Consider the following 20,628-nt stretch of genomic DNA (forward strand, 5'->3'; position numbering starts at 1 on the left):
CAAAGAAATGTCTTCCCGAAGGAAGACATCAACCATTATTTTTCAAGCTGGCGGACATTAATTCGCTGGTTTTCGTCGAGCATCGAGGCCTTTGCCCGGATACGCGCTTCAAGCTGGTCGACCATATCGAGGTTATCCAGTCGCTCACGCTGACGGATACCATCTTCATAGAAACCACTCTTTTTATTACCGCCGGTTACGCCCAGTGTCGATACCGTGGCTTCGCCCGGACCGTTCACGACGCAACCAATTATCGAAACATCCATCGGTGTAATGATATCTTCCAGTCGCTGCTCAAGGGCATTCACGGTACCGATAACATCAAATTCCTGGCGGGAACAGGTCGGGCAGGCAATAAAGTTGATCCCGCGGGCGCGGATACGTAATGACTTCAGAATATCGAAACCGACTTTAATTTCTTCCACCGGATCGGCGGCCAGAGAAATACGCAGCGTATCACCGATACCTTCAGACAGCAGTAAGCCCAGACCGATGGCAGATTTTACCGAACCTGCACGGGCGCCACCGGCTTCGGTGATCCCGAGGTGCAATGGCTGATCGATCTGTTTTGCCAGCAGCCGGTAAGATTCAACCGCCAGGAAAACATCCGAGGCTTTAACGCTTACCTTAAACTGATGGAAATTCAGACGGTCCAGGTGATCGACATGGCGCATGGCAGATTCAAGCAATGCCTGTGGCGTCGGCTCACCGTACTTTTCCTGCAGATCCTTTTCCAGGGAGCCTGCATTCACGCCAATACGAATCGGGATGTTTTTATCACGTGCGCAATCCACCACCTGGCGGATACGCTCATTATTGCCGATATTACCGGGGTTGATTCGCAGACAGTCAACGCCATATTCAGCGACTTTCAGCGCGATACGGTAGTCGAAATGAATATCGGCAACCAACGGAACATCTACCTGCTGCTTAATCAGCCGGAAGGCTTCAGCAGCATCCATCGTCGGAACAGAAACACGAACGATATCGGCCCCCACACGTTCAAGGGCCTTAATCTGATTAACGGTAGCTTCCACATCGGTAGTACGGGTATTCGTCATTGACTGAACGGCAATAGGCGCTCCGTCGCCGACTGGCACCTTACCTACATAAATCCGGGTGGATTTACGACGGTTTATTGGAGCCTGGTTATGCATATTTTCTCTCCACAAGTCCCCGGGATGGCGTATTAATGCGCGCCAATCGTCAGGCGAGCGACCTGGTTAGTACGAACAAAACGACTCAAATCAACGGGCTGACCACGGAACTGTACAGAGACCACCGCAGGCGCACCGATTTTCACACGGTAAGGGGGTTTACCATTAAGATTCAGCTGACTGCCCTTATGCTGTAATCCGCTGAATAATTTTTTACCCTGCGCATCTGTCACTTCCAGCCAGCAATCGCCACGGAAAGTCATGGCCAGTGCATCGGTAGTGGCCACCGTCGCGTCGGTTGCGACCGGAGAGGCCGCTGGCGTGGCAGGTGCCTGGGTTTCTGCAGAATTCTGTACCGCCGGGGTCGCTGGCTGAGTCGCCGCCGTGCCCGCCGGGGCTGTCTGAGACGGTGTCGCAGTCGCAGGCTGAGCCGCACTGCCGGTGCCATCAGCAGACGCTGGTGCAGCGCTATCGGCTGCCGTCGCGCTGCCGGTCGCTACAGGTGCTGTATTATTGTCCGTCGCGGCTGGCACCGTATTACCGGTATCCAGCGGGATCGCATTTCCGCCGGCAGAGGCATCATCATTGCCATCGGATAACGGAATCGATTGTTCATTACCGCTGCCCGCCGTGGTGCTGGTCATAGCATTGAGATCGGCCTGTGAAGCTTTATGATTCTGCCACCACCAGGCGACCGTCAGCCCGATAACCACAACGATCACCAGCACGGTAAATGTCATTAACATCCCGTCACGTTTTTTCCGGCGTCCGCTGCTGCCGAGGGCGATGTTATGCATCGGCGTAATTTTCGCCGCACGTATAGGAGCCTGTTTGGACAGCATCGGTAAAATTTCATCTTCCGGTACATGCACAAGACGGGCGTAAGAGCGGATATAACCGCGCAGAAACGTCGCAGCTAAATCGGCCGGAGACTTATCCTCCTCGATATCGCGTACCGTGGAAAGTTTCAGGCACAGACGTTCTGCAACATTTTGCTGACTCAGTCCTTTCGCTTCACGTGCTAAACGCAGGCGTTCACCGGTGGACTGAACTGCTGATTTTTCTTGGTTGGCTTCAGTATTCATTAGCTAAATAACGCTGGTACTGTATCGAAAGTGGAAAGATCCGCGCTAACTGTTCACCGTAACGTTTCACGTCATTGGCGTCATTCTGTCGCGCGGCGTAAAGAATCTTTAACCATAAGCTTTCTGCACTGGCAGAACGAAACTGGTGATAAATGTCCAGCAGGAGTCCGGCATCCGCAAATTTCTGCCGTTCAATGCGGCGCCCCGCTTCTGCCAGTAACTTATCTGCCGCAGCAGGTTCGGTACGGCTCACCGTCGTCAGTTTTTCTGCTGCCCGGGTCCGTTGCCCTTCATCAAGGTAGCAATATCCCGATGACAGCATCGCCTGAGTCCGGTTGTCCCCTGTTGTTGAGAGGGTTGCCAGTAAAAAACGCGACTGCGCTTTATCATACTGCCTTAAAGCACAGAGAAACGCACCGTAATTATTAAGTACATAACCATTTTCAGGTGCCAGCTTCTCCGCCCGAGTGTAGCAGACTCCGGCCATCGCATCATGGCCCTGAGTCTGATAAAACCGGGCAAGTCCCAGTATCGGGCGGTAATCGTCCGGCAATGCCTTGACCGCACGCCGTAAATTACGTCCGGCTGCAGTATATTCGCCCACCGCCAGATACTGCAGACCTAATTGTAAACGTATCTCTCCGGCCACAGGGCCAGGATGCGGAGTACAGGCGGCGAATAACAATACCACCGGTAACCCCGGAATTATCCCTGAATATCTGAACATCCTGCCTCTCCCTGCTGATAATTGCGATGTTACCAGCAGAGTCACACAAGGCTCAGAACAGGGATAGCCGGTTTTGTTTAAGCCTGAACCGTCTTCACAGAGATTTCTTCTCCGGCGATTTTTTTACGCATGGTCCGTTTGGTACGGTCAATCACATCCCCGGCCAACTGACCACAGGCGGCATCAATATCATCACCACGGGTTTTACGCACGATGGTAGTAAAGCCGTATTCCATCAGTACCTTAGAAAAACGGTCGACACGGCTGTTCGAACTGCGGCCATAAGGTGCGCCCGGGAAGGGGTTCCAGGGAATAAGGTTAATCTTGCATGGCGTATCTTTCAGTACTTCGGCCAGCTGATGCGCATCATCGGTACTGTCATTAACGTGGTCCAGCATGACGTATTCCACGGTAACACGGCCCTGATTCGCATTCGATTTTGTCATGTAGCGCTTCACCGACTGCAGGAACGCTTCAATATTATATTTTTTGTTGATCGGTACGATGTCATCACGCAGCGCGTCGTTCGGCGCATGCAGAGAAATGGCCAGCGCAACATCGATCATGTCACCCAGTTTATCGAGTGCCGGTACAACACCGGATGTGGATAACGTTACGCGGCGTTTAGACAGCCCGAACCCGAAGTCATCCAGCATGATTTCCATCGCCGGCACGACATTGGTCAGGTTCAGCAGGGGTTCACCCATCCCCATCATTACAACGTTCGTAATCGGACGCTGACCTGTCACTTTTGCTGCACCGATAATTTTAGCTGCACGCCATACCTGACCGATAATTTCGGAGACACGCAGATTACGGTTAAAGCCCTGCTGCGCGGTTGAGCAGAATTTACATTCCAGTGCACAACCTACCTGCGAAGACACACACAATGTCGCGCGGTCGTCTTCCGGGATATACACCGTCTCGACTAACTGGTCACCCACACGGATTGCCCACTTGATTGTCCCGTCAGAAGAACGCATCTCTTCGGCCACTTCCGGTGCACGGATTTCCGCGACCCGGGCCAGCTTCTGGCGCAGCACTTTATTGATATCGGTCATTTGCTCGAAATCATCGCTGCAGTAGTGATACATCCATTTCATGACCTGATCGGCACGGAACGGTTTTTCACCCATTTCAAGGAAGAATTCACGCATCTGCTGACGGTTAAGATCCAGCAGGTTGATTTTGGTGTTTTTCGGGGTCACGGTTACGGGGGTATCGGACACAGGAGTAGCTGCAGGTTCGGACATAATAATCTCTGGCCTCGTTGTTACACGTTATGGCGCGGTAATGGATAGTTAAAAAGGAACACCCCCGCAGAAAACTCTGCGGGGGTGTTCATTGTACATTATCTGTTGCGGGATGCCATCGGGGGTGCCCCTTTCGATGACAATTTCGTCACTGTATTTTTACAGTGGATCCCCGCACCGACAGATTAACGGGTGCGTGCGCAGACTTCACCTTCACCGAAGAAGTAAGCAATTTCACGTGCCGCAGATTCTGCAGAATCTGAACCGTGAGTTGCGTTTTCGGTAAAGCTGTCAGCGTAATCGGCACGTAAAGTCCCTGCCAGTGCGTTGTCCGGGTTAGTTGCACCCATCAGGTCACGGTGACGCTGGATAGCGTTTTCACCTTCCAGAACTGAAACAACAACCGGGCCTGAAGTCATGAACTCAACCAGACCATCAAAGAAAGGACGTCCTTTGTGTTCTGCGTAGAAGCCTTCAGCCTGCTCTTTAGTCAGGTGCAGCATTTTAGCACCAACAATTTTGAAGCCCGCGCTTTCAAAACGGTTGTAGATAGCACCAATCACGTTTTTAGCAACAGCATTTGGCTTGATGATAGAAAAAGTACGTTCGATTGTCATTTTGACCTCAGTCTGAACTTCCAAAGTATGTCGCGTGGAATGGTCGGGTATTCTTATTAAAAGCGTACGAATTAACCATTCCGGCGAAGAAACGGCGCAAATTATAGGGGGCTAAGCGCTCATTGCCTATGGATAATCACACTTTTTTTGAAAAAAAGTCAGCAGACCGCCCGGGTTGGTCATTAGATGACCAACCCGGCCTGTAGGCGCAGATACGTCAGGTCCGGTCGTCACCGCCTGTCTGCGTCTTTTTACGCAGTGGCCCTTGAGATGCCCCTGAAAATCACCGACACTCAAAAAAACGCTTATTCACAGGAGAAGCTATGAGTCAGACGCTTTTTGTTACCACTGAATGGCTGGCCGAACATCAGCATGACCCACAGGTTCAGGTTCTGGATGCACGTATGCTCCCTCCGGGACAGGAACTGACCCGCAATATTACGCAGGAGTATCTGGCTGAACATCTGCCCTCAGCGCCTTTTTTTGATATTGAAGCGTTATCTGACCCGACCAGCCCTTACCCGCATATGATGCCACGTCCGGAAGCTTTCGCGGTTGCAATGCGTGAACTCGGGATCAGCAGCGATAAACACCTGGTCGTTTACGATGAGGGCAGCCTGTTTTCCGCCCCCCGGGCCTGGTGGATGCTGCGTTATTTTGGCGTGGCAGAAGTGTCTATTCTTGCGGGGGGATTACAGGCCTGGAAAGCAGACGGTTACGCCACAGAGCAGGGCCATCCTGAACTGAAGGAGGGCCTGTTTGAAGCATATCCGCAGCCGGACCAGATTAAACGCCTGAACGATGTCCTGCTGGTAAGCCATGAAGGCGGAGCACAGATACTGGATGCCCGTTCTGCGCCACGTTTTAATGCCGAGGTGGATGAACCCCGGCCGGGACTGAGACGCGGCCATATCCCGGGCAGCCTGAATGTGCCGTGGAATACTCTGGTCAGCAACGGACGCCTGTCGGATAACGTACATCTGCAATCCGTCTTCGAAGCGGCGGGCGTTGACCTGAAGAAGCCGGTGATTGCCTCCTGCGGGTCCGGAGTGACCGCCGTTGTCCTGCTTGCTGCACTCACAGAGCTCGGCCATAAAGATGCCTCACTGTATGACGGCTCCTGGGGGGAATGGGGAAGCCGGGACGATTTACCTGGTGTCCGGTAACGGGTCAGTAATTTTCAAAATCTCCGGTCATCCGAAGCTTTCCACCGCAAAAATAAAGGCAGGTATAGGTGAAGGAAAAAATTACCCTGGTGACCGGTGCCTCCAGGGGCATCGGCCGGGCAACGGCATTACTGCTGGCCCGTCACGGGCATAAGGTCTGCATCAACTACCGTAATAAGGAGACTCAGGCCGCGGAGGTGGTCTCTGAGATCCGCTCTGCCGGCGGCACAGCCATTGCCATTAGTGCCGATCTCGCAGATGAGCATCAGATAATCGGGATGTTCAACCGTCTGGACGATGAGTTTGGCCCGCTGACCGGGTTGGTTAACAACGCCGGGATCCTGCTGCCTCAGTCATCGATTGAAGATATCCGCGCCGATCGTTTGCAGCAAATCTTTTCTGTGAATGTCTCGGGCAGCTTTATCTGTGCCAGAGAAGCTGTCAAAAGAATGTCAGCCAGGCATGGAGGGAATGGCGGTTCTATCGTGAATGTTTCTTCGGCGGCCTCCCGCCTTGGGTCACCCGGTGAATATATTGATTATGCTGCGTCCAAAGGCGCTATCGATAGCCTTACGCGCGGATTATCTCTGGAAGTCGCGGCGTATGGCGTACGCGTAAATGCAGTCCGGCCGGGATTTATCTATACAGAAATGCATGCAGATGGCGGAGAAGCCGGGCGGGTGGACAGAGTGAGTGCCGCATTACCGATGAAACGCGGGGGACACCCCGAAGAAGTGGCTGAAGCCATCCACTGGTTACTTTCGGATGCGGCGTCCTACGTGACCGGAAATTTTATTGACCTGGCGGGCGGTAAATAGTCCTGCAAAAGGCCGGCTATCTCCTCTCCCCCCGGGTGATAACTGTGCCGGGGAAGAAAGAGTGGCGACCGCAATTCGCCTGACAGCCCCTGCACCTCACTTTCTCCACGGGGCATCCTGTTGACTATTGCCTGCCTGAGCCTTTTTTTGAGATTGTTACACGGAGCCCTGAATGAAAACACAACCTCAATCTCCCCTGCCGGTTTACCGGCTCATTACCGGTCCTGACGATGCCTCTTTCTGCCACCGGGTGTCTGAAATGCTCAGTGCCGGGTATGTCTTGCACGGTTCACCCGCACTGACCTATGACCCTGAAAAAAAGTGTGTCATTGCTGCACAGGCACTGGTGGCGGACGCCGGCCAGCAGAAATAATGGCCTCCGCAGAACGGGGCCATGAGACTGCTGAGTCAGCAACGGTGACGGCCTGAACAAGGCCCGGTCTGACGACAGAAATAAATCAGCCGCAGGGCTAATGGTGGACAGCCCCGCGCAGAAAACTGCCCTGCGGTCGCTGGTAGAAGGGCGGAATGTGGGCGACAAAAAAGTGGCTGACGCCGGACGACGGGTCACTGATCTCACAGAAATCAATCAGGGCATTTTCCGGTAACGTGTCCATGGCCACATGGCCCGCCGCCTGAATAATTTCATCAAGATCCGCGCTGGCCTCAATACCAATCAGAAAATTACCCTCTGCCTGCGCATCTTCCCGACACCAGGCAATAAATGCCCGGCGCACCGGTTTATAGCGACTGAAAAGCTGTTTCAGAGAGTCTGTCAGGACCGACGGAGGATCTTCTGTCGCCGAGAGTAACAGGGTCTGCCCCTCGGCCGGAATACTGATTTCCCCCAGCGCATTCCCCTGCCCTCTGCACAGAGATCTCACCTCAGTGGCAGTAAAGACTTTGCTGCTTTTCAGTAAGGGGTTAAGGCACAGCGTATGGCCCGAAGTCATCGCGAACAGCTGACTCACGGGCAGCGTTACCGCCGTCAGGCCATCGCCCGCCACTTCTGTAAACGCGGCTTTCGTAGTAAAAAAAGGGATCACTGCGGTGCCATCAAGCTGCTGACGGTAGTCAGGATCGAATACCAGGGAAGCATCCGGGGCCGGTTTACCGGCAACCCAGACATCCGACTGCATCAGTCGCCGGAAGAAGGCCGGCCGGTCTGCCGGACCCGTGGCCGCTTTTTCTAAAAGCTCGTCGAGGGAGAGTTCCATGATTGACCTGCCCTGAAAATAAAGGCAGGCCTGTGCCTGCCTCGCGAAAAAATCTGATGCTGTTATTTCAGCAACAGATTCGCCAGAGTACGCACGCCCAGCCCGGTCGCCCCGGCGGACCATTGTTCGACAGCCCCTTTACGATAGGTCGCAGAGCAGTCGATATGTAACCAGCCGTGCTGATAACCTTCGACAAAGTAAGAAAGGAAGGCCGCTGCACTGCTGGCACCGGCAGAATGTGACGGGCTGGCAATGTTATTGAGATCAGCAAAATTCGACGGCAGGTGCTGGCGATGGAACTCAGCCAGCGGCAGACGCCAGAACAATTCACCTTCGCGTGCGGCACTGTCCAGCAGCTCACCGGTCAGCGCATCGTCAAAGCTGAACAGCGCATGGTAATCATTACCCAGCGCCGTTTTCGCCGCACCGGTCAGGGTCGCCGCATCGATCAGCAGACGCGGTTTCAGCTTACTGGCATCGATAAGACCATCCGCCAGTACCAGACGCCCTTCCGCATCAGTATTCATGACCTCGACCGTCTTGCCATTACGGTAACGGATAATATCCCCCAGACGTAATGCCCCGCCACTGACCATGTTGTCTGCACAGCATAAGATCAGTTTCACGCGTTTGTTCAGACCACGACTGATAGCCATCCCCAGCGCGCCGGTCAGCGTCGCAGCACCGCCCATATCCGCTTTCATCGAGTCCATAAAGGTACTGCCTTTCAGGCTGTAACCCCCGGTATCAAATGTGATGCCTTTACCTACCAGACAGATGTCCACAGCTGCAGAATCATCCCCGGTCGGGTTAAAATCCAGGGTCAGTAACACCGGCGGGCGGCTTGAACCACGTCCGACCGTATGCAGGCCCATATACCCCTGTTCACGCAGATCTTCACCTTTCGTAATACGATAGGTCACGGCATCTCCGCCAAGGTCACTCAGCAGATCAATCGCCGCACTGGCCAGTTCTTCAGGCCCCAGGTCTTCGGCCGGCAGATTAATGACGTTTCTGACCCAGTCCACCACTTTCAGACGGTGTTGCAGCTCGGTTTTTTCGGCTTCGCTGAGGGCGGGCCAGTGCACATCGCGCTGCCCTTTCGGCGAGCGGAAGCCCTGCCAGAATGCCCAGCAACGTTCCAGATCCCACCCGTCACCGGTCAGTTCGACGGCACGGATCCCCTGCCCGTCAATTTTATGCGCTGCGCGCTGGATCACCGGTAACGCATCGTCGGCGGTGAGATGAATGGTCATGCCCTGATCGGTGCAGGAAAGAGTCGCATTTTCTCCCCAGCGGGCATCAGCAGCCTGCTGGCTGAGTCGGATTTGCATGGTGTGTGTGGTCATGACATCGCTCCTTAATTATTACTCGTACTCGTCCATCCAGATTAGCAAAATTGCTTCGAGGATCTTTTCATTGGAAGCCTCAGGATTATCATCAAAATCCTCAAGCTCACAGACCCAGCGATGTAAGTCGGTAAAACGGACGGTTTTCGGGTCAGTGTCGGGAAACTGATCGTAGAGAGCTTCGCCGATAGGCCGGCTGTCGGTCCATTTCAGTGACATAATTATTCCTCAGAAACAACACGGGCCGGAATCCTCCGGCCCGTGCGGGGATCAATGTTCCCGTGCGTGGTTAATGGTGTAACGCGGGAATTCAACCACCAGGTCTTCATCCGTCACACGCGCCTGACAGCTCAGGCGGCTGTCGGGCTCCAGGCCCCAGGCCTTATCCAGCATATCATCTTCATCTTCGCTGCTTTCTGCCAGTGAATCAAATCCTTCACGGACCACACAGTGGCAGGTCGTACAGGCGCAGGATTTTTCGCAGGCATGTTCGACTTCAATACCATTGCGCAGCGCCACATCCAGGATAGTCTCTCCCGGGGTGGCATCATAGACACCGCCTTCCGGCAGCAGATCTTTATGGGGTAAAATTACAATCTTAGGCATGCTTAAACCTCATCCACAGAGTGTCCGGTCAGCGCGCGACGGATAGAATTATCCATACGGCGTGCCGCAAACTCCTGAGTCACGTGATCCAAATGTTTTATTCCGGCAGCAATCTGCGCCTCATTATTATTTTCCAGCGAGTCACGCAGTGCCTGCTGTGCTTCGCGGATGGAATGCAGTTCCTGCTCTGAAAGGAGAGACTGGTCCTCACTCAGTGCACCTTCAAGACTTTCCAGTACCCGAAGTGCATCGACTTTTTTCTCTGCCAGCTGACGGGCTTCCACATCATCACGGGCATAGGTCATAGAGTCGGTGATCATGGTCGCGATTTCATTTTCAGTCAGCCCGTAGGACGGTTTAACCTGAATAGAGGCTTCCACGCCGGTAGATTTTTCCATCGCAGTGACACTCAGCAACCCGTCAGCATCCACCTGGAAGGTGACGCGGATATGTGCGCCACCGGCCGGTAATGCAGGAATGCCCCGTAATGCAAAACGGGCCAGAGAACGGCAATCGCTGACCAGCTCACGCTCTCCCTGAACCACGTGGATACTCATCGCCGTCTGCCCGTCTTTAAAGGTGGTAAATTCCTGAGCACGTGCGACAGGGATAGTCGTGTTGCGCGGGATCACCTTTTCGGTCAGGCCACCCATGGTTTCCAGTCCCAGGGAAAGCGGGATCACATCCAGCAGCAGCATTTCACTGTCGGGTTTGTTGCCGGCCAGAATGTCGGCCTGGATGGCAGCGCCCAGCGCCACGACGCGATCCGGGTCAATAGAGGTCAGAGGTTCACGGTCGAAGAACTCCCCCACACTCTGCCGTACAGCTGGCGTGCGGGTTGAGCCACCGACCATCACCACTTCCATCACTTCATCGACACTGACACCCGCATCTTTCAGGGTCCGGCGACAGGCAACCAGTGTCTTTTTCAGCAGCGGTGCAATCAGGGCCGTAAACTGTTCACGGGTTACCTCACCCTGCCAGCCTGCGACACGGACGGTCGTCGTTTCAGTTTCACTCAGCGCAATTTTAGCCGCCGTGGCAGCATCAAGGATTTCACGCTGAACACCGGCATCACTGACATCAGTGATACCGGCCTGCTGACTTATCCACTCCGCCAGCAATTGATCGAAATCATCGCCGCCGAGCGCGGAATCCCCGCCGGTCGCGAGCACTTCAAACACGCCCCGGCTCAGACGCAGGACGGAAATATCGAACGTGCCGCCGCCTAAGTCATAGACGGCAATAATGCCTTCTTTGCCCGAGTCCAGACCATAGGCCACCGCCGCCGCGGTCGGTTCATTCAGCAGGCGCAGAACATGTAATCCGGCCAGCCGGGCCGCATCTTTGGTTCCCTGGCGCTGGGCATCATCGAAATAGGCCGGCACCGTGATAACCACACCGTCAAGTTCACCGCCCAGCGATTCCCGCGCGCGGTTCGCCAGCTCATGAAGAATATCCCCGGACACGCGGATAGGATTTACCAAGCCTGACGGGGTTTCCATCATCGGTAAACCATTTTCACTGGCAGTAAACAGATATGGCAGATGCGGGTAACGCTGGCGGATATCGGCCAGCGAACGGCCGATCAGGCGTTTGACTGAACTGAAGGTATGACGCGGGTCACGGGCTGCCTGAGCGCGGGCATCCCAGCCCACACGGGTCTGCGTTGCCTGGTAGTGGACAACCGAGGGCAACAGATGCCGGCCTTTGTCATCTGGCAACGTTTCTGCCAGTCCGCTGCGGACTGTCGCGACCAGAGAGTGGGTGGTTCCGAGGTCAATACCCGCCGCCAGCCTGCGCTGATGGGGGGCTGCGCTTAACCCGGGTTCACTGATTTGTAATAACGCCATAACGAGCTTCCCGTTCAAAAATCCAGCAGTTTTTCTTCCAGCTTTTCTGCTTCGACCCGCAGTTTAGCGAGAAATCTTAGCTTACGCACGGTATCTGCCGCTTCCGGCCACTGCTGATCAGCAAACTGCTGACGCATCAGCTGACTGCGTTGCTTTTCCATGGAGTCCAGCCGATGGAAATAAGGCGTCAGTGCATCGCTATTATTCTGCTGCTCAATGCGTTCGAGCTCTTCCCGCAGTTCGAGCTGTTCCATCAGAAAGGCCGTATCACGCAGGGTATGTTGTTCATTATTAATATCGAACCCATGAAGTGACAACAGATATTCTGCCCGGGAAAGAGGCTTTCGCAGGGCCTGGTAGCCCTGATTGATGGTTGCGGCATGCTGCAAGGCCTTCAGCCGTTCGGCTTCCGGGGCGGTCGCAAACCTGTCAGGATGGTACTGACGCTGCAGAGACTGAAACTTGTCAGACAGCGCTGTCGTGTCAAGTTCGAAAGATTCTGGCAAATCAAACAGGGTAAAATAATTCATAACCGGTCCGAAGCGTGGAATTAATAAAAAAAACGCCCCAGCAGGCTGGGGCAGATATTCAGAGTATGATACAGAGATTATACGTTGAAACTCTCGCCGCAACCGCACTCGTCTTTCACATTAGGATTGTTGAATTTAAAGCCTTCATTCAGGCCTTCTTTTACAAAATCCAGTTCTGTACCATCGAGGTAGACAAGGCTTTTGCCATCAACAACGACTCTGACGCCCTTCTCTTCAAACACAGTATCTTCAGGATGGGGTTCGTCCACAAATTCGAGAACATAAGCCATGCCCGAACAACCTGATGTTCTGACACCTAACCGTAAACCGTAACCGGAACCACGATTCGCCAGAAAAGAACTGACGCGGGCTGCCGCTGAATCGCTCAGGGAAATCGCCATCTCTCACCCTCGCTTACTTGTCGGTTTTCTTACTCTTATAGTCAGCAATTGCTGCTTTAATCGCATCTTCAGCCAGGATAGAACAGTGGATTTTGACTGGCGGTAATTCCAGCTCTTCCGCGATCTGCATGTTGGAAATGCTCTGCGCTTCATCCAGAGACTTCCCTTTTACCCATTCAGTGATCAGTGAGCTGGAAGCAATAGCTGAACCACATCCGTAAGTTTTGAAACGGGCATCTTCGATAATCCCGGTATCACTGACCTTGATCTGCAGTTTCATTACGTCGCCACAGGCAGGTGCACCCACCATGCCGCTACCGATGTTCGGATCAGTATTATCAAACGAACCAACGTTACGTGGGTTTTCGTAGTGATCGATTACTTTTTCGCTGTAAGCCATTTTTTTATTCTCCTGAAGACTATTAGTGATGCGCCCATTCAATGCTATTCAAATCCACACCCGCTTTAAACATTTCCCACAACGGAGAAAGGTCACGCAGACGGCCGATAGATTTGCGTACCAGATCAATGGCGTAGTCGATCTCTTCTTCAGTCGTAAAACGTCCTAAAGAGAAACGAATCGAACTGTGAGCCAGTTCATCGTTCATTCCCAGGGCACGCAGCACATAAGAAGGTTCCAGACTGGCTGAGGTACAGGCAGAACCGGAAGATACAGCCAGGTCTTTCAGGGCCATGATCAGTGATTCACCTTCAACGTAGTTAAAGCTGATGTTCAGGATATTCGGCGCACCGTTCTCCAGATCACCGTTTAAATACACCTCTTCCATATCCTTAACGCCATTCCACAGACGGTCACGAAGTACCCGCAGACGGGCCATTTCGCTGTCCATTTCTTCTTTCGCTATGCGGTAGGCTTCACCCATACCAACAATCTGATGCACGGCCAGTGTACCTGAGCGCATACCACGCTCATGACCGCCACCGTGCATCTGAGCTTCCAGACGAATACGTGGCTTACGGCGAACATAAAGTGCACCAATCCCTTTCGGTCCGTACAGTTTGTGCGCGGAGAAAGACATTAAATCAACTTTCAGCTGACTCAGGTCAATAGGGAGTTTACCGACGCTCTGCGTGGCATCAACATGGTAGATAATGCCGCGCGCACGGCACATTTCGCCGATCGCCGCGATATCCTGAACCACGCCAATTTCGTTATTCACATGCATGATTGACACCAGAATAGTGTCTTCACGCATGGCCGCTTCCAGCGCAGCCAGGTCAATAATACCGTTGGTCTGAGGCGTCAGGTAGGTCACTTCAAACCCTTCCCTTTCCAGCTGACGACAGGTATCCAGCACCGCTTTATGTTCAGTTTTACAGGTAATAATGTGCTTACCTTTCTTCTGATAAAACTGTGCTGCCCCTTTGATAGCCAGGTTATCGGCTTCAGTGGCACCTGAGGTGAAAACGATTTCACGCGGGTCAGCGCCCACCAGCTCAGCAATCTGGTTGCGGGCAATATCAACTGCCTCTTCAGACTGCCAGCCAAACCGGTGAGAACGGGAAGCCGGGTTACCAAAAACCCCATCCAGAGTCAGGTACTGCATCATTTTCTCAGCAACGCGTGGATCCGCAGGCGTAGTCGCAGAGTAATCCAGATAAATCGGTAATTTCATTGCTCTTAAACTCCGTACATCACTTCAATGCAAAATTTATGGTCGGACGGTCAAGGATCAGCCGGCCAATCACAGATTAATTATAATTAGCTGTAGGCTCGCAGTTTGACGTCAATCGCCTCAGGGATACGGTTATCACGGAAACGTCGGTTATCATTATTTTGACGGTCCGCTACCTTCAGAATGTCCTGGTTATTCACCAGTTCAGCCAGAGTAATATTATTCAGGAAGTCGCTGATGCGGTCGCTCAGATCGCGCCACAGCACGTGCGTCAGACAGCGTTCACCGCCCTGACACCCTTCTTTCCCCTGGCATTTAGTGGCATCGACAGACTCGTCAACCGCAGTAATGACAGTACCGACAGCGATTTCGCCGGCTTCTTTACCCAGTAAGTAACCCCCGCCTGGCCCGCGGACACTGGAGACCAGTCCGTTTTTACGCAGGCGGGAAAATAGCTGCTCAAGGTAGGAAAGAGAAATACCCTGACGTTCAGAAATATCGGCCAAAGGCACCGGGCCTTCATTGGAATGAAGTGCCACGTCCAACATGGCAGTGACAGCATAACGCCCTTTGGATGTCAGTCTCATCGTTACACGACCTCGATCAGTATCCGGTTACCGGAGTGTTAATAAAGTTCATGAGAATAAGTCTGACATTCCCGAGTGATTTGGTCAACTATTTAACCGGGTAAATTACTCAGGTATTTAACCTAACGTGTGCTGCCGGCCGCATCCCTTGCTATCACTGGTTTTCCTTATCCTTTTTTTCGAAGGATGAGAGCATTCCGCGCAGAATATTAAGCTCATCACGCTCCGGGCGGGCGCGGGTAAACAGACGACGCAGTTTACTCATGACCTGACCTGGCTGATCCTTACGAATAAAGCCACTGTTCAGCATCATCTTTTCCAGATGCACATAGAAACGTTCCAGGTCATCCACCAGCGGATACGGTGATTCCGCATACTGAGGAGCCGGCTCTGCGGCTTCCTGCGCCTGCAGCCAGGCCATACGCACTTCATAGGCAATCAGCTGCACGGCCATCGCCAGGTTCAGCGAGCTGTATTCCGGATTGGCCGGAATAGCCACATGGTAATGACACTTCTGTAATTCTTCGTTGGTCAGACCGACTCGCTCACGGCCGAACACCAGTGCCACCGGAGCCTGCTGACCTTCTTCCACGCTTTTTACACCACACTCCCTGGCATCGAGCATCGGCCACGGCAATGAACGGGAGCGCGCACTGGTACCAACCACCAGGCTGCATCCGGCAATGGCTTCATCCAGTGAGTCCACAATCGAAGCATTACCGATCAAATCGCTGGCCCCGGCAGCCAGGGAAATGGCCTGGGAATCCGGTTTAATTAACGGATTGACCAGATAGAGATTCGAAAGACCCATGGTTTTCATGGCGCGGGCAACGGAGCCCATATTCCCAGTGTGAGAAGTCTCGACCAGGACAATACGAATATTCTGCAACATAGATTGGAAGCCAGTGTAAAAATGTATAGGAGGATATTAACATAAAAAGAGACATTGTCTGAACACACTGCTATACTTCGAGCCGTTTTTTCGTTCTTTAACATCCAGTGGGAATAACTGATGCATCCGATGCTGAACATTGCCGTGCGCGCTGCGCGCAAGGCCGGTAATTTAATCGCCAAAAATTACGAAACCCCTGACGCGGTTGAAACCAGTCAGAAAGGCAGTAACGACTTTGTCACCAATGTTGACCGTGACGCGGAACGCCTGATTATTGAGGTAATTCGTAAATCTTACCCTCAGCACACCATCATCACCGAAGAAAGCGGTGAGCTGGCTGGCGAAGACAAGGATGTTCAATGGGTTATTGATCCACTGGATGGTACGACCAACTTCATCAAACGCTTCCCTCACTTTGCCGTGTCTATCGCCGTCCGCATTAAAGGCCGTACCGAAGTTGCCGTGGTCTATGACCCGATGCGCAATGAACTGTTCAGTGCCGCGCGCGGTCAGGGTGCACAGCTGAACGGTTACCGTTTACGCAGCAGCACTGCGCGTGATCTGGACGGGGCTATTCTGGCGACCGGTTTCCCGTTCAAAGCAAAACAACACTCCGTGCCTTTTATCAATGTCGTAAGCAAACTGTTTACTCAGTGTGCTGACTTCCGTCGTACCGGTTCTGCGGCACTGGATCTGGCCTATGTTGCCGCAGGCCGTACCGATGGTTATTTTGAAATCGGTCTGAAACCATGGGATTTTGCTGGCGGCGAACTGCTGGTCCGTGAAGCGGGCGGCCTGGTCACCGACTTTACCGGCGGTCATGGTTACCTGCAATCAGGCAACATCGTCGCCGGTAACCCGCGTGTTGTTCGCGCAATCCTGGCTTCTATGCGTGATGAATTAAGCGAAGCGTTAAAACGCTAAGCTCCCCTCCCCGGGCCGCCGCGCCCGGGGAGTATTCCGTCAGATTTCCGCAGTGCTCTTCAGCTATTGCATTTTTTACAGGCATCGGCCTCCCCGCCGGGTTATTCCTTTACTGCCTCAGGCATTCCTTATCCCCGGGTTTTCGTCCCTGACAGAGTCCCTCTCCCCTGTACCGCGGTGACAATCACCCGAGTCACACTCAGACAAAAAAGCCGGCAGACAAAATGCCTGCAATGCGGCGCCCCTGAATTTCCACCCAAGGCGTGCAGGAATAACCGGTGACCGATCACAGTAAAACCGCTCTGTTATTTCAGCATTCTGCAGGAAAGTCAGCGGAATACAATGGACAGGCGTCACTTCACAAGAGTGTGTCGTCGGAGATAGCAGAGGGTCGGATCATCAGGATATTCTGAGATACCGGCGTCAGTGCAGGTATATGGCAGGCAGGATTGGCAGAGACAACGCCATCATGCTTCACTGAATACGGCGGTATGGAAGCAGAAAGGCGACCTCAGGCCGCCTTTCTCTGTTCAGACGCCGGTCAGACCGGCGTTAGTCGTCTCAGGCATAAACCGGCAGACGGGCACAGATTTCCAGCACTTTACCTTTCACGCGCTCGATAGTGGCTTCATCGTTGATATTGTCCAGAATATCAGCAATCCAGCCAGCCAGTTCACGCACGTCCGCTTCGTTGAAACCACGACGGGTCACTGAAGGGGTACCGATACGAATACCGGAAGTGACAAACGGGCTCTTCGGATCGTTAGGAACGCTGTTTTTGTTAACCGTGATGTTGGCACGGCCCAGCGCTGCATCGGCCTCTTTACCGGTCAGATTTTTGTCGACCAGGTCCAGCAGGAACAGGTGGTTGTGAGTGCCACCGGAAACGATGTTGTAGCCTCGGGCCAGCAGGACTTCGACCATCGCTTTCGCATTAACAGCGACCTGCTGCTGATAGGCTTTAAATTCCGGCTCCATCGCTTCTTTCAGCGCGACCGCTTTACCCGCGATCACATGCATCAGAGGGCCACCCTGACCACCAGGGAACACTGCTGAGTTCAGTTTCTTATACAGATCTTCATCACCGCCTTTCGCCAGGATCAGTCCGCCACGCGGGCCTGCCAGGGTTTTATGGGTAGTGGTGGTGACGATATGTGCATGAGGCACCGGGTTCGGATAAACATCCGCAGCCACCAGGCCCGCGACGTGAGCCATATCGACAAACAGCCATGCACCAATGCTGTCTGCAATTTCGCGCATTTTTGCCCAGTCACAGACACCGGAATACGCAGAGAAACCGCCGACAATCATTTTAGGCTTATGCGTTTTGGCCAGTTCAGCCAGCTCTTCATAGTCTATCTTGCCGCTGTCATCGATACCGTAAGGGACAACGTTATAGAGTTTACCGGACAGGTTTACCGGAGAGCCGTGTGTCAGGTGACCACCGTGCGCCAGGTTCATCCCCAGAATGGTATCACCCGGCTGCAGCAGTGCGGTGTAAACAGCAAAGTTAGCCTGTGAGCCACTGTGTGGCTGAACGTTAGCGTAATCTGCACCAAACAGCTCTTTAGCACGATCGATCGCTAACTGCTCTACGATATCGACGTATTCACATCCGCCGTAATAACGCTTACCAGGATACCCTTCTGCGTATTTGTTGGTTAGCTGTGAACCCTGAGCCTGCATTACGCGTGGGCTGGTGTAGTTTTCTGAAGCAATTAATTCAATGTGCTCTTCCTGACGCACTTTCTCCTGCTCCATCGCCTCCCACAGTGGGGCATCATAATCGGCTATGTTCATCTCTCGCTTTAACATCCGCATCTCCTGACTCAGCTAACTTAAAAACGGCAATTTAACACCCATCGGCGGGTAACGGCCCACAGTGTAAACTCTTTTCCGGGAGGACGGTAGCCGGAATACACTCTTTTTACGCAAACGATTGGCACACCGACAGCATGCGGGTTACCTGCTGAAATGAAAGTGCTTTTTTAACTGATATTTTTTCATCTGCGACCACGATTTATTTCATATTGCAGGAAGGAATAACGATAAAAAACAAATACCCCTGTTTACTTTACGGGTAACGGGTAATAACATGTATTTTAAATACATGTTATTACAACCCCGCGAAGGAACACCCCATGCTTGATGCGAAAACTATTGCACTGGTCAGAGAAACCCTCCCCGCCATCGCGGCCGCCGGCCCGGCGGTCACACAGCATTTCTATCAGCGTATGCTGAGCCATAACCCGGAACTGAAAGATATCTTCAATATGAGCAACCAGGCCAGCGGCCGTCAGCCGGAAGCCTTGTTTAAAGCACTTTGCGCTTACGGCAGTCATCTGGATACCCCGGAAGCCCTGCTCCCTGCCGTCGAAAAAATTGCCCAAAAACATGTCAGTCTGTCGATTCAGCCGGAACAATATGCCATTGTCGGGGAACATTTACTGGGTACGATCCGGGAGCTGCTGGATCCTGGCAACGAGGTTCTGGCGGCCTGGGCGAAAGCCTACGGTGTCCTGGCAGATATCTTTATCAACCGTGAAGAGCAGATTTACGCACAGCATGAACAGCTGTCCGGCGGCTGGCGCGGAACCCGCGATTTTGTCATCAGTGAGATTAAGCAGGAAAGCGAGGTGATTAAGAGTTTCGTACTGACCCCGGCAGACGGGCAGCCCGTTTCAGAGTTTACCGCCGGGCAATTTGTCGCGCTGTATCTTAAACCGGAAGGATTTACCCACCGCCAGATCCGGCAGTATTCACTGACCCGAAACCCGGACGGTAAGAGCTATCGCATCGCCGTCCGTCGCCAGCCGCAAGGACAGGTCTCAGAATGGTTACATCGTCAGGCAAAATGCGGTGACCGGGTGTCACTTTCGGCACCGTCCGGCGATTTCCAGCTGGACAGTTCGCTGTTTCCGGCACCGATCACTCTCATTTCTGCGGGGTCCGGACAGACACCGTTGCTGGCCATGCTGCATGCGCTGGCGAAACACCAGTATCCGGCGCGGGTTAACTGGTGGCATGCCGCACACAATCGTGCAGAACATGCATTCGGTGAAGAAGTCACTCAACTGGGCGCGACGCTGGAGTCTTTCCGTGAGGTCATCTGGTATAAACAGCCCGACGGTGCACTGGCAGACAGCCGTTACCGTTCAGGTCTGATCAATATTACACAGGCAGGTAGCGCGCTCGATAACCCGCAGTGCCACTATTTTGTCTGTGGTCCGACAGGGTTTATGCAGTCTGTCATCCATCAGTTAACCGAAGCCGGCGTCAGTCAGTCGCATATTCATTATGAACTGTTTGGCCCGCATCAGGATCTCTGAGCTGTTCAGCGGGCCACTCTGTTGCGGTGGCCCGAGGGATCAGATAGCTTCTTCGTCTTCTTCACCGGTACGGATACGTACTACCCGTGCCACGTCGAACACAAAAATCTTACCATCACCGATTTTACCGGTCTGTGCGGTACGCATAATCGTTTCCACACAGGTATCGACGATATCGTCGGCAATCACTAATTCAATTTTTACCTTCGGCAGAAAATCGACCATATATTCTGCGCCACGGTATAACTCGGTATGTCCCTTCTGACGCCCAAAGCCCTTCACTTCTGTCACTGTCATGCCGGTGATGCCGACTTCTGCCAGCGCTTCACGGACATCATCCAGTTTGAAGGGTTTAATAATCGCATCAATTTTTTTCATAGCTGAACCTTTTTCGCTTTCATCTGTGACGCCAGGGTCATTTCCCGGAGGTTAGTGCGCTCACCGGTGTGTCCGGTAAAAAATAAACGCGTGCAACTTACC

Annotated in this window: 23 protein-coding genes; 5 read left to right on the forward strand and 18 right to left on the reverse strand. The window is 53.2% G+C overall.

Features of this window, described 5'->3' with window-relative positions; translation table 11 throughout:
• Positions 1–35: 35 nt before the first annotated feature.
• From ispG to ndk, 5 genes are all read right to left on the reverse strand, one after another.
• Complete coding sequence (ispG, locus tag ABD035_RS11300; protein ID WP_212713272.1) at positions 36–1,157, reverse strand: flavodoxin-dependent (E)-4-hydroxy-3-methylbut-2-enyl-diphosphate synthase; 1,122 nt, start codon at positions 1,155–1,157, stop codon at positions 36–38.
• A gap of 32 nt (positions 1,158–1,189) precedes the next feature.
• Positions 1,190–2,242, reverse strand: a complete 1,053-nt coding sequence (gene rodZ, locus ABD035_RS11305) for a cytoskeleton protein RodZ (RefSeq protein WP_343870242.1) — start codon at positions 2,240–2,242, stop codon at positions 1,190–1,192.
• Positions 2,232–2,969, reverse strand: a complete 738-nt coding sequence (gene pilW, locus ABD035_RS11310; protein WP_343870244.1) for a type IV pilus biogenesis/stability protein PilW — start codon at positions 2,967–2,969, stop codon at positions 2,232–2,234. Before pilW ends, rodZ begins: the two co-directional genes overlap by 11 nt.
• A gap of 77 nt (positions 2,970–3,046) precedes the next feature.
• On the reverse strand, positions 3,047–4,222 hold the full coding sequence (gene rlmN, locus ABD035_RS11315) for a dual-specificity RNA methyltransferase RlmN (protein WP_212713269.1): 1,176 nt from the start codon (positions 4,220–4,222) through the stop codon (positions 3,047–3,049).
• 185 nt (positions 4,223–4,407) lie between these two features.
• Entirely contained in the window at positions 4,408–4,839 is a 432-nt protein-coding gene (gene ndk, locus ABD035_RS11320) for a nucleoside-diphosphate kinase (protein ID WP_029684669.1), read from the reverse strand.
• Positions 4,840–5,162: 323 nt separating this feature from the next.
• Here ndk and sseA point away from each other — a divergent pair, with 323 nt between their 5' ends.
• The 3 genes from sseA (at position 5,163) to ABD035_RS11335 (ending at position 7,196) form a co-directional block, all read left to right on the forward strand.
• Positions 5,163–6,005, forward strand: coding sequence for a 3-mercaptopyruvate sulfurtransferase (sseA, locus tag ABD035_RS11325; protein ID WP_343870249.1), 843 nt, complete (start codon positions 5,163–5,165; stop codon positions 6,003–6,005).
• A 68-nt stretch (positions 6,006–6,073) separates the two neighbouring features.
• Entirely contained in the window at positions 6,074–6,823 is a 750-nt protein-coding gene (locus ABD035_RS11330; RefSeq protein WP_212713267.1) for an SDR family oxidoreductase, read from the forward strand.
• Positions 6,824–6,995: 172 nt separating this feature from the next.
• Positions 6,996–7,196 (forward strand): DUF1737 domain-containing protein, encoded by a 201-nt coding sequence (locus ABD035_RS11335; protein ID WP_343870252.1) that lies wholly within the window; start codon positions 6,996–6,998, stop codon positions 7,194–7,196.
• A 97-nt stretch (positions 7,197–7,293) separates the two neighbouring features.
• Here ABD035_RS11335 and ABD035_RS11340 read toward each other — a convergent pair whose 3' ends face one another.
• The 11 genes from ABD035_RS11340 to trmJ form a co-directional block, all read right to left on the reverse strand.
• Positions 7,294–8,040, reverse strand: coding sequence for an enhanced serine sensitivity protein SseB C-terminal domain-containing protein (locus ABD035_RS11340; RefSeq protein WP_343870254.1), 747 nt, complete (start codon positions 8,038–8,040; stop codon positions 7,294–7,296).
• 62 nt (positions 8,041–8,102) lie between these two features.
• Positions 8,103–9,389, reverse strand: a complete 1,287-nt coding sequence (gene pepB / locus ABD035_RS11345; RefSeq protein WP_343870256.1) for an aminopeptidase PepB — start codon at positions 9,387–9,389, stop codon at positions 8,103–8,105.
• A gap of 18 nt (positions 9,390–9,407) precedes the next feature.
• Positions 9,408–9,608, reverse strand: coding sequence for a Fe-S cluster assembly protein IscX (gene iscX / locus ABD035_RS11350; RefSeq protein ID WP_025903686.1), 201 nt, complete (start codon positions 9,606–9,608; stop codon positions 9,408–9,410).
• A 51-nt stretch (positions 9,609–9,659) separates the two neighbouring features.
• Positions 9,660–9,995: an ISC system 2Fe-2S type ferredoxin gene (fdx, locus tag ABD035_RS11355; RefSeq protein ID WP_025903687.1), complete on the reverse strand. Its 336-nt coding sequence runs from the start codon at positions 9,993–9,995 to the stop codon at positions 9,660–9,662.
• Positions 9,996–9,997: 2 nt separating this feature from the next.
• Complete coding sequence (gene hscA, locus ABD035_RS11360; protein ID WP_343870259.1) at positions 9,998–11,848, reverse strand: Fe-S protein assembly chaperone HscA; 1,851 nt, start codon at positions 11,846–11,848, stop codon at positions 9,998–10,000.
• Between the two features lie 14 nt (positions 11,849–11,862).
• Positions 11,863–12,378: a co-chaperone HscB gene (hscB, locus tag ABD035_RS11365; protein ID WP_343870261.1), complete on the reverse strand. Its 516-nt coding sequence runs from the start codon at positions 12,376–12,378 to the stop codon at positions 11,863–11,865.
• Between the two features lie 77 nt (positions 12,379–12,455).
• Positions 12,456–12,779 carry an iron-sulfur cluster assembly protein IscA gene (iscA, locus tag ABD035_RS11370; protein WP_212713261.1) on the reverse strand — a complete coding sequence of 108 codons (324 nt, stop codon included), beginning with the start codon at positions 12,777–12,779 and terminating at the stop codon, positions 12,456–12,458.
• Between the two features lie 13 nt (positions 12,780–12,792).
• Positions 12,793–13,179 carry a Fe-S cluster assembly scaffold IscU gene (gene iscU, locus ABD035_RS11375; RefSeq protein ID WP_212713260.1) on the reverse strand — a complete coding sequence of 129 codons (387 nt, stop codon included), beginning with the start codon at positions 13,177–13,179 and terminating at the stop codon, positions 12,793–12,795.
• Between the two features lie 22 nt (positions 13,180–13,201).
• A complete protein-coding gene (locus tag ABD035_RS11380; protein WP_212713259.1) occupies positions 13,202–14,416 on the reverse strand; it encodes an IscS subfamily cysteine desulfurase in 1,215 nt (404 codons plus the stop codon).
• An 86-nt stretch (positions 14,417–14,502) separates the two neighbouring features.
• Positions 14,503–15,003: a Fe-S cluster assembly transcriptional regulator IscR gene (gene iscR, locus ABD035_RS11385; RefSeq protein ID WP_212713258.1), complete on the reverse strand. Its 501-nt coding sequence runs from the start codon at positions 15,001–15,003 to the stop codon at positions 14,503–14,505.
• 154 nt (positions 15,004–15,157) lie between these two features.
• The gene (gene trmJ / locus ABD035_RS11390) at positions 15,158–15,895 is read right to left on the reverse strand and encodes a tRNA (cytosine(32)/uridine(32)-2'-O)-methyltransferase TrmJ (protein ID WP_343870265.1); all 738 of its coding nucleotides are present in this window, start codon (positions 15,893–15,895) and stop codon (positions 15,158–15,160) included.
• Between the two features lie 120 nt (positions 15,896–16,015).
• On the opposite strand from trmJ, the gene suhB reads away from it, so the two are divergent.
• On the forward strand, positions 16,016–16,819 hold the full coding sequence (gene suhB, locus ABD035_RS11395) for an inositol-1-monophosphatase (protein WP_212713256.1): 804 nt from the start codon (positions 16,016–16,018) through the stop codon (positions 16,817–16,819).
• Positions 16,820–17,380: 561 nt separating this feature from the next.
• Here suhB and glyA read toward each other — a convergent pair.
• Positions 17,381–18,634: a serine hydroxymethyltransferase gene (gene glyA / locus ABD035_RS11400; protein ID WP_025903696.1), complete on the reverse strand. Its 1,254-nt coding sequence runs from the start codon at positions 18,632–18,634 to the stop codon at positions 17,381–17,383.
• Positions 18,635–18,960: 326 nt separating this feature from the next.
• Between glyA and hmpA the strand changes: the two genes are divergently transcribed.
• Positions 18,961–20,148 (forward strand): NO-inducible flavohemoprotein, encoded by a 1,188-nt coding sequence (gene hmpA / locus ABD035_RS11405; RefSeq protein ID WP_343870268.1) that lies wholly within the window; start codon positions 18,961–18,963, stop codon positions 20,146–20,148.
• 39 nt (positions 20,149–20,187) lie between these two features.
• Here the strand turns inward: hmpA and glnB are convergent, their stop codons facing one another.
• A complete protein-coding gene (gene glnB / locus ABD035_RS11410) occupies positions 20,188–20,526 on the reverse strand; it encodes a nitrogen regulatory protein P-II (RefSeq protein ID WP_025903699.1) in 339 nt (112 codons plus the stop codon).
• Positions 20,527–20,628 lie beyond the last annotated feature (102 nt).

Origin of the sequence: Tatumella terrea (assembly GCF_039523755.1) — a bacterium.
Lineage (GTDB): Bacteria > Pseudomonadota > Gammaproteobacteria > Enterobacterales > Enterobacteriaceae > Tatumella > Tatumella terrea.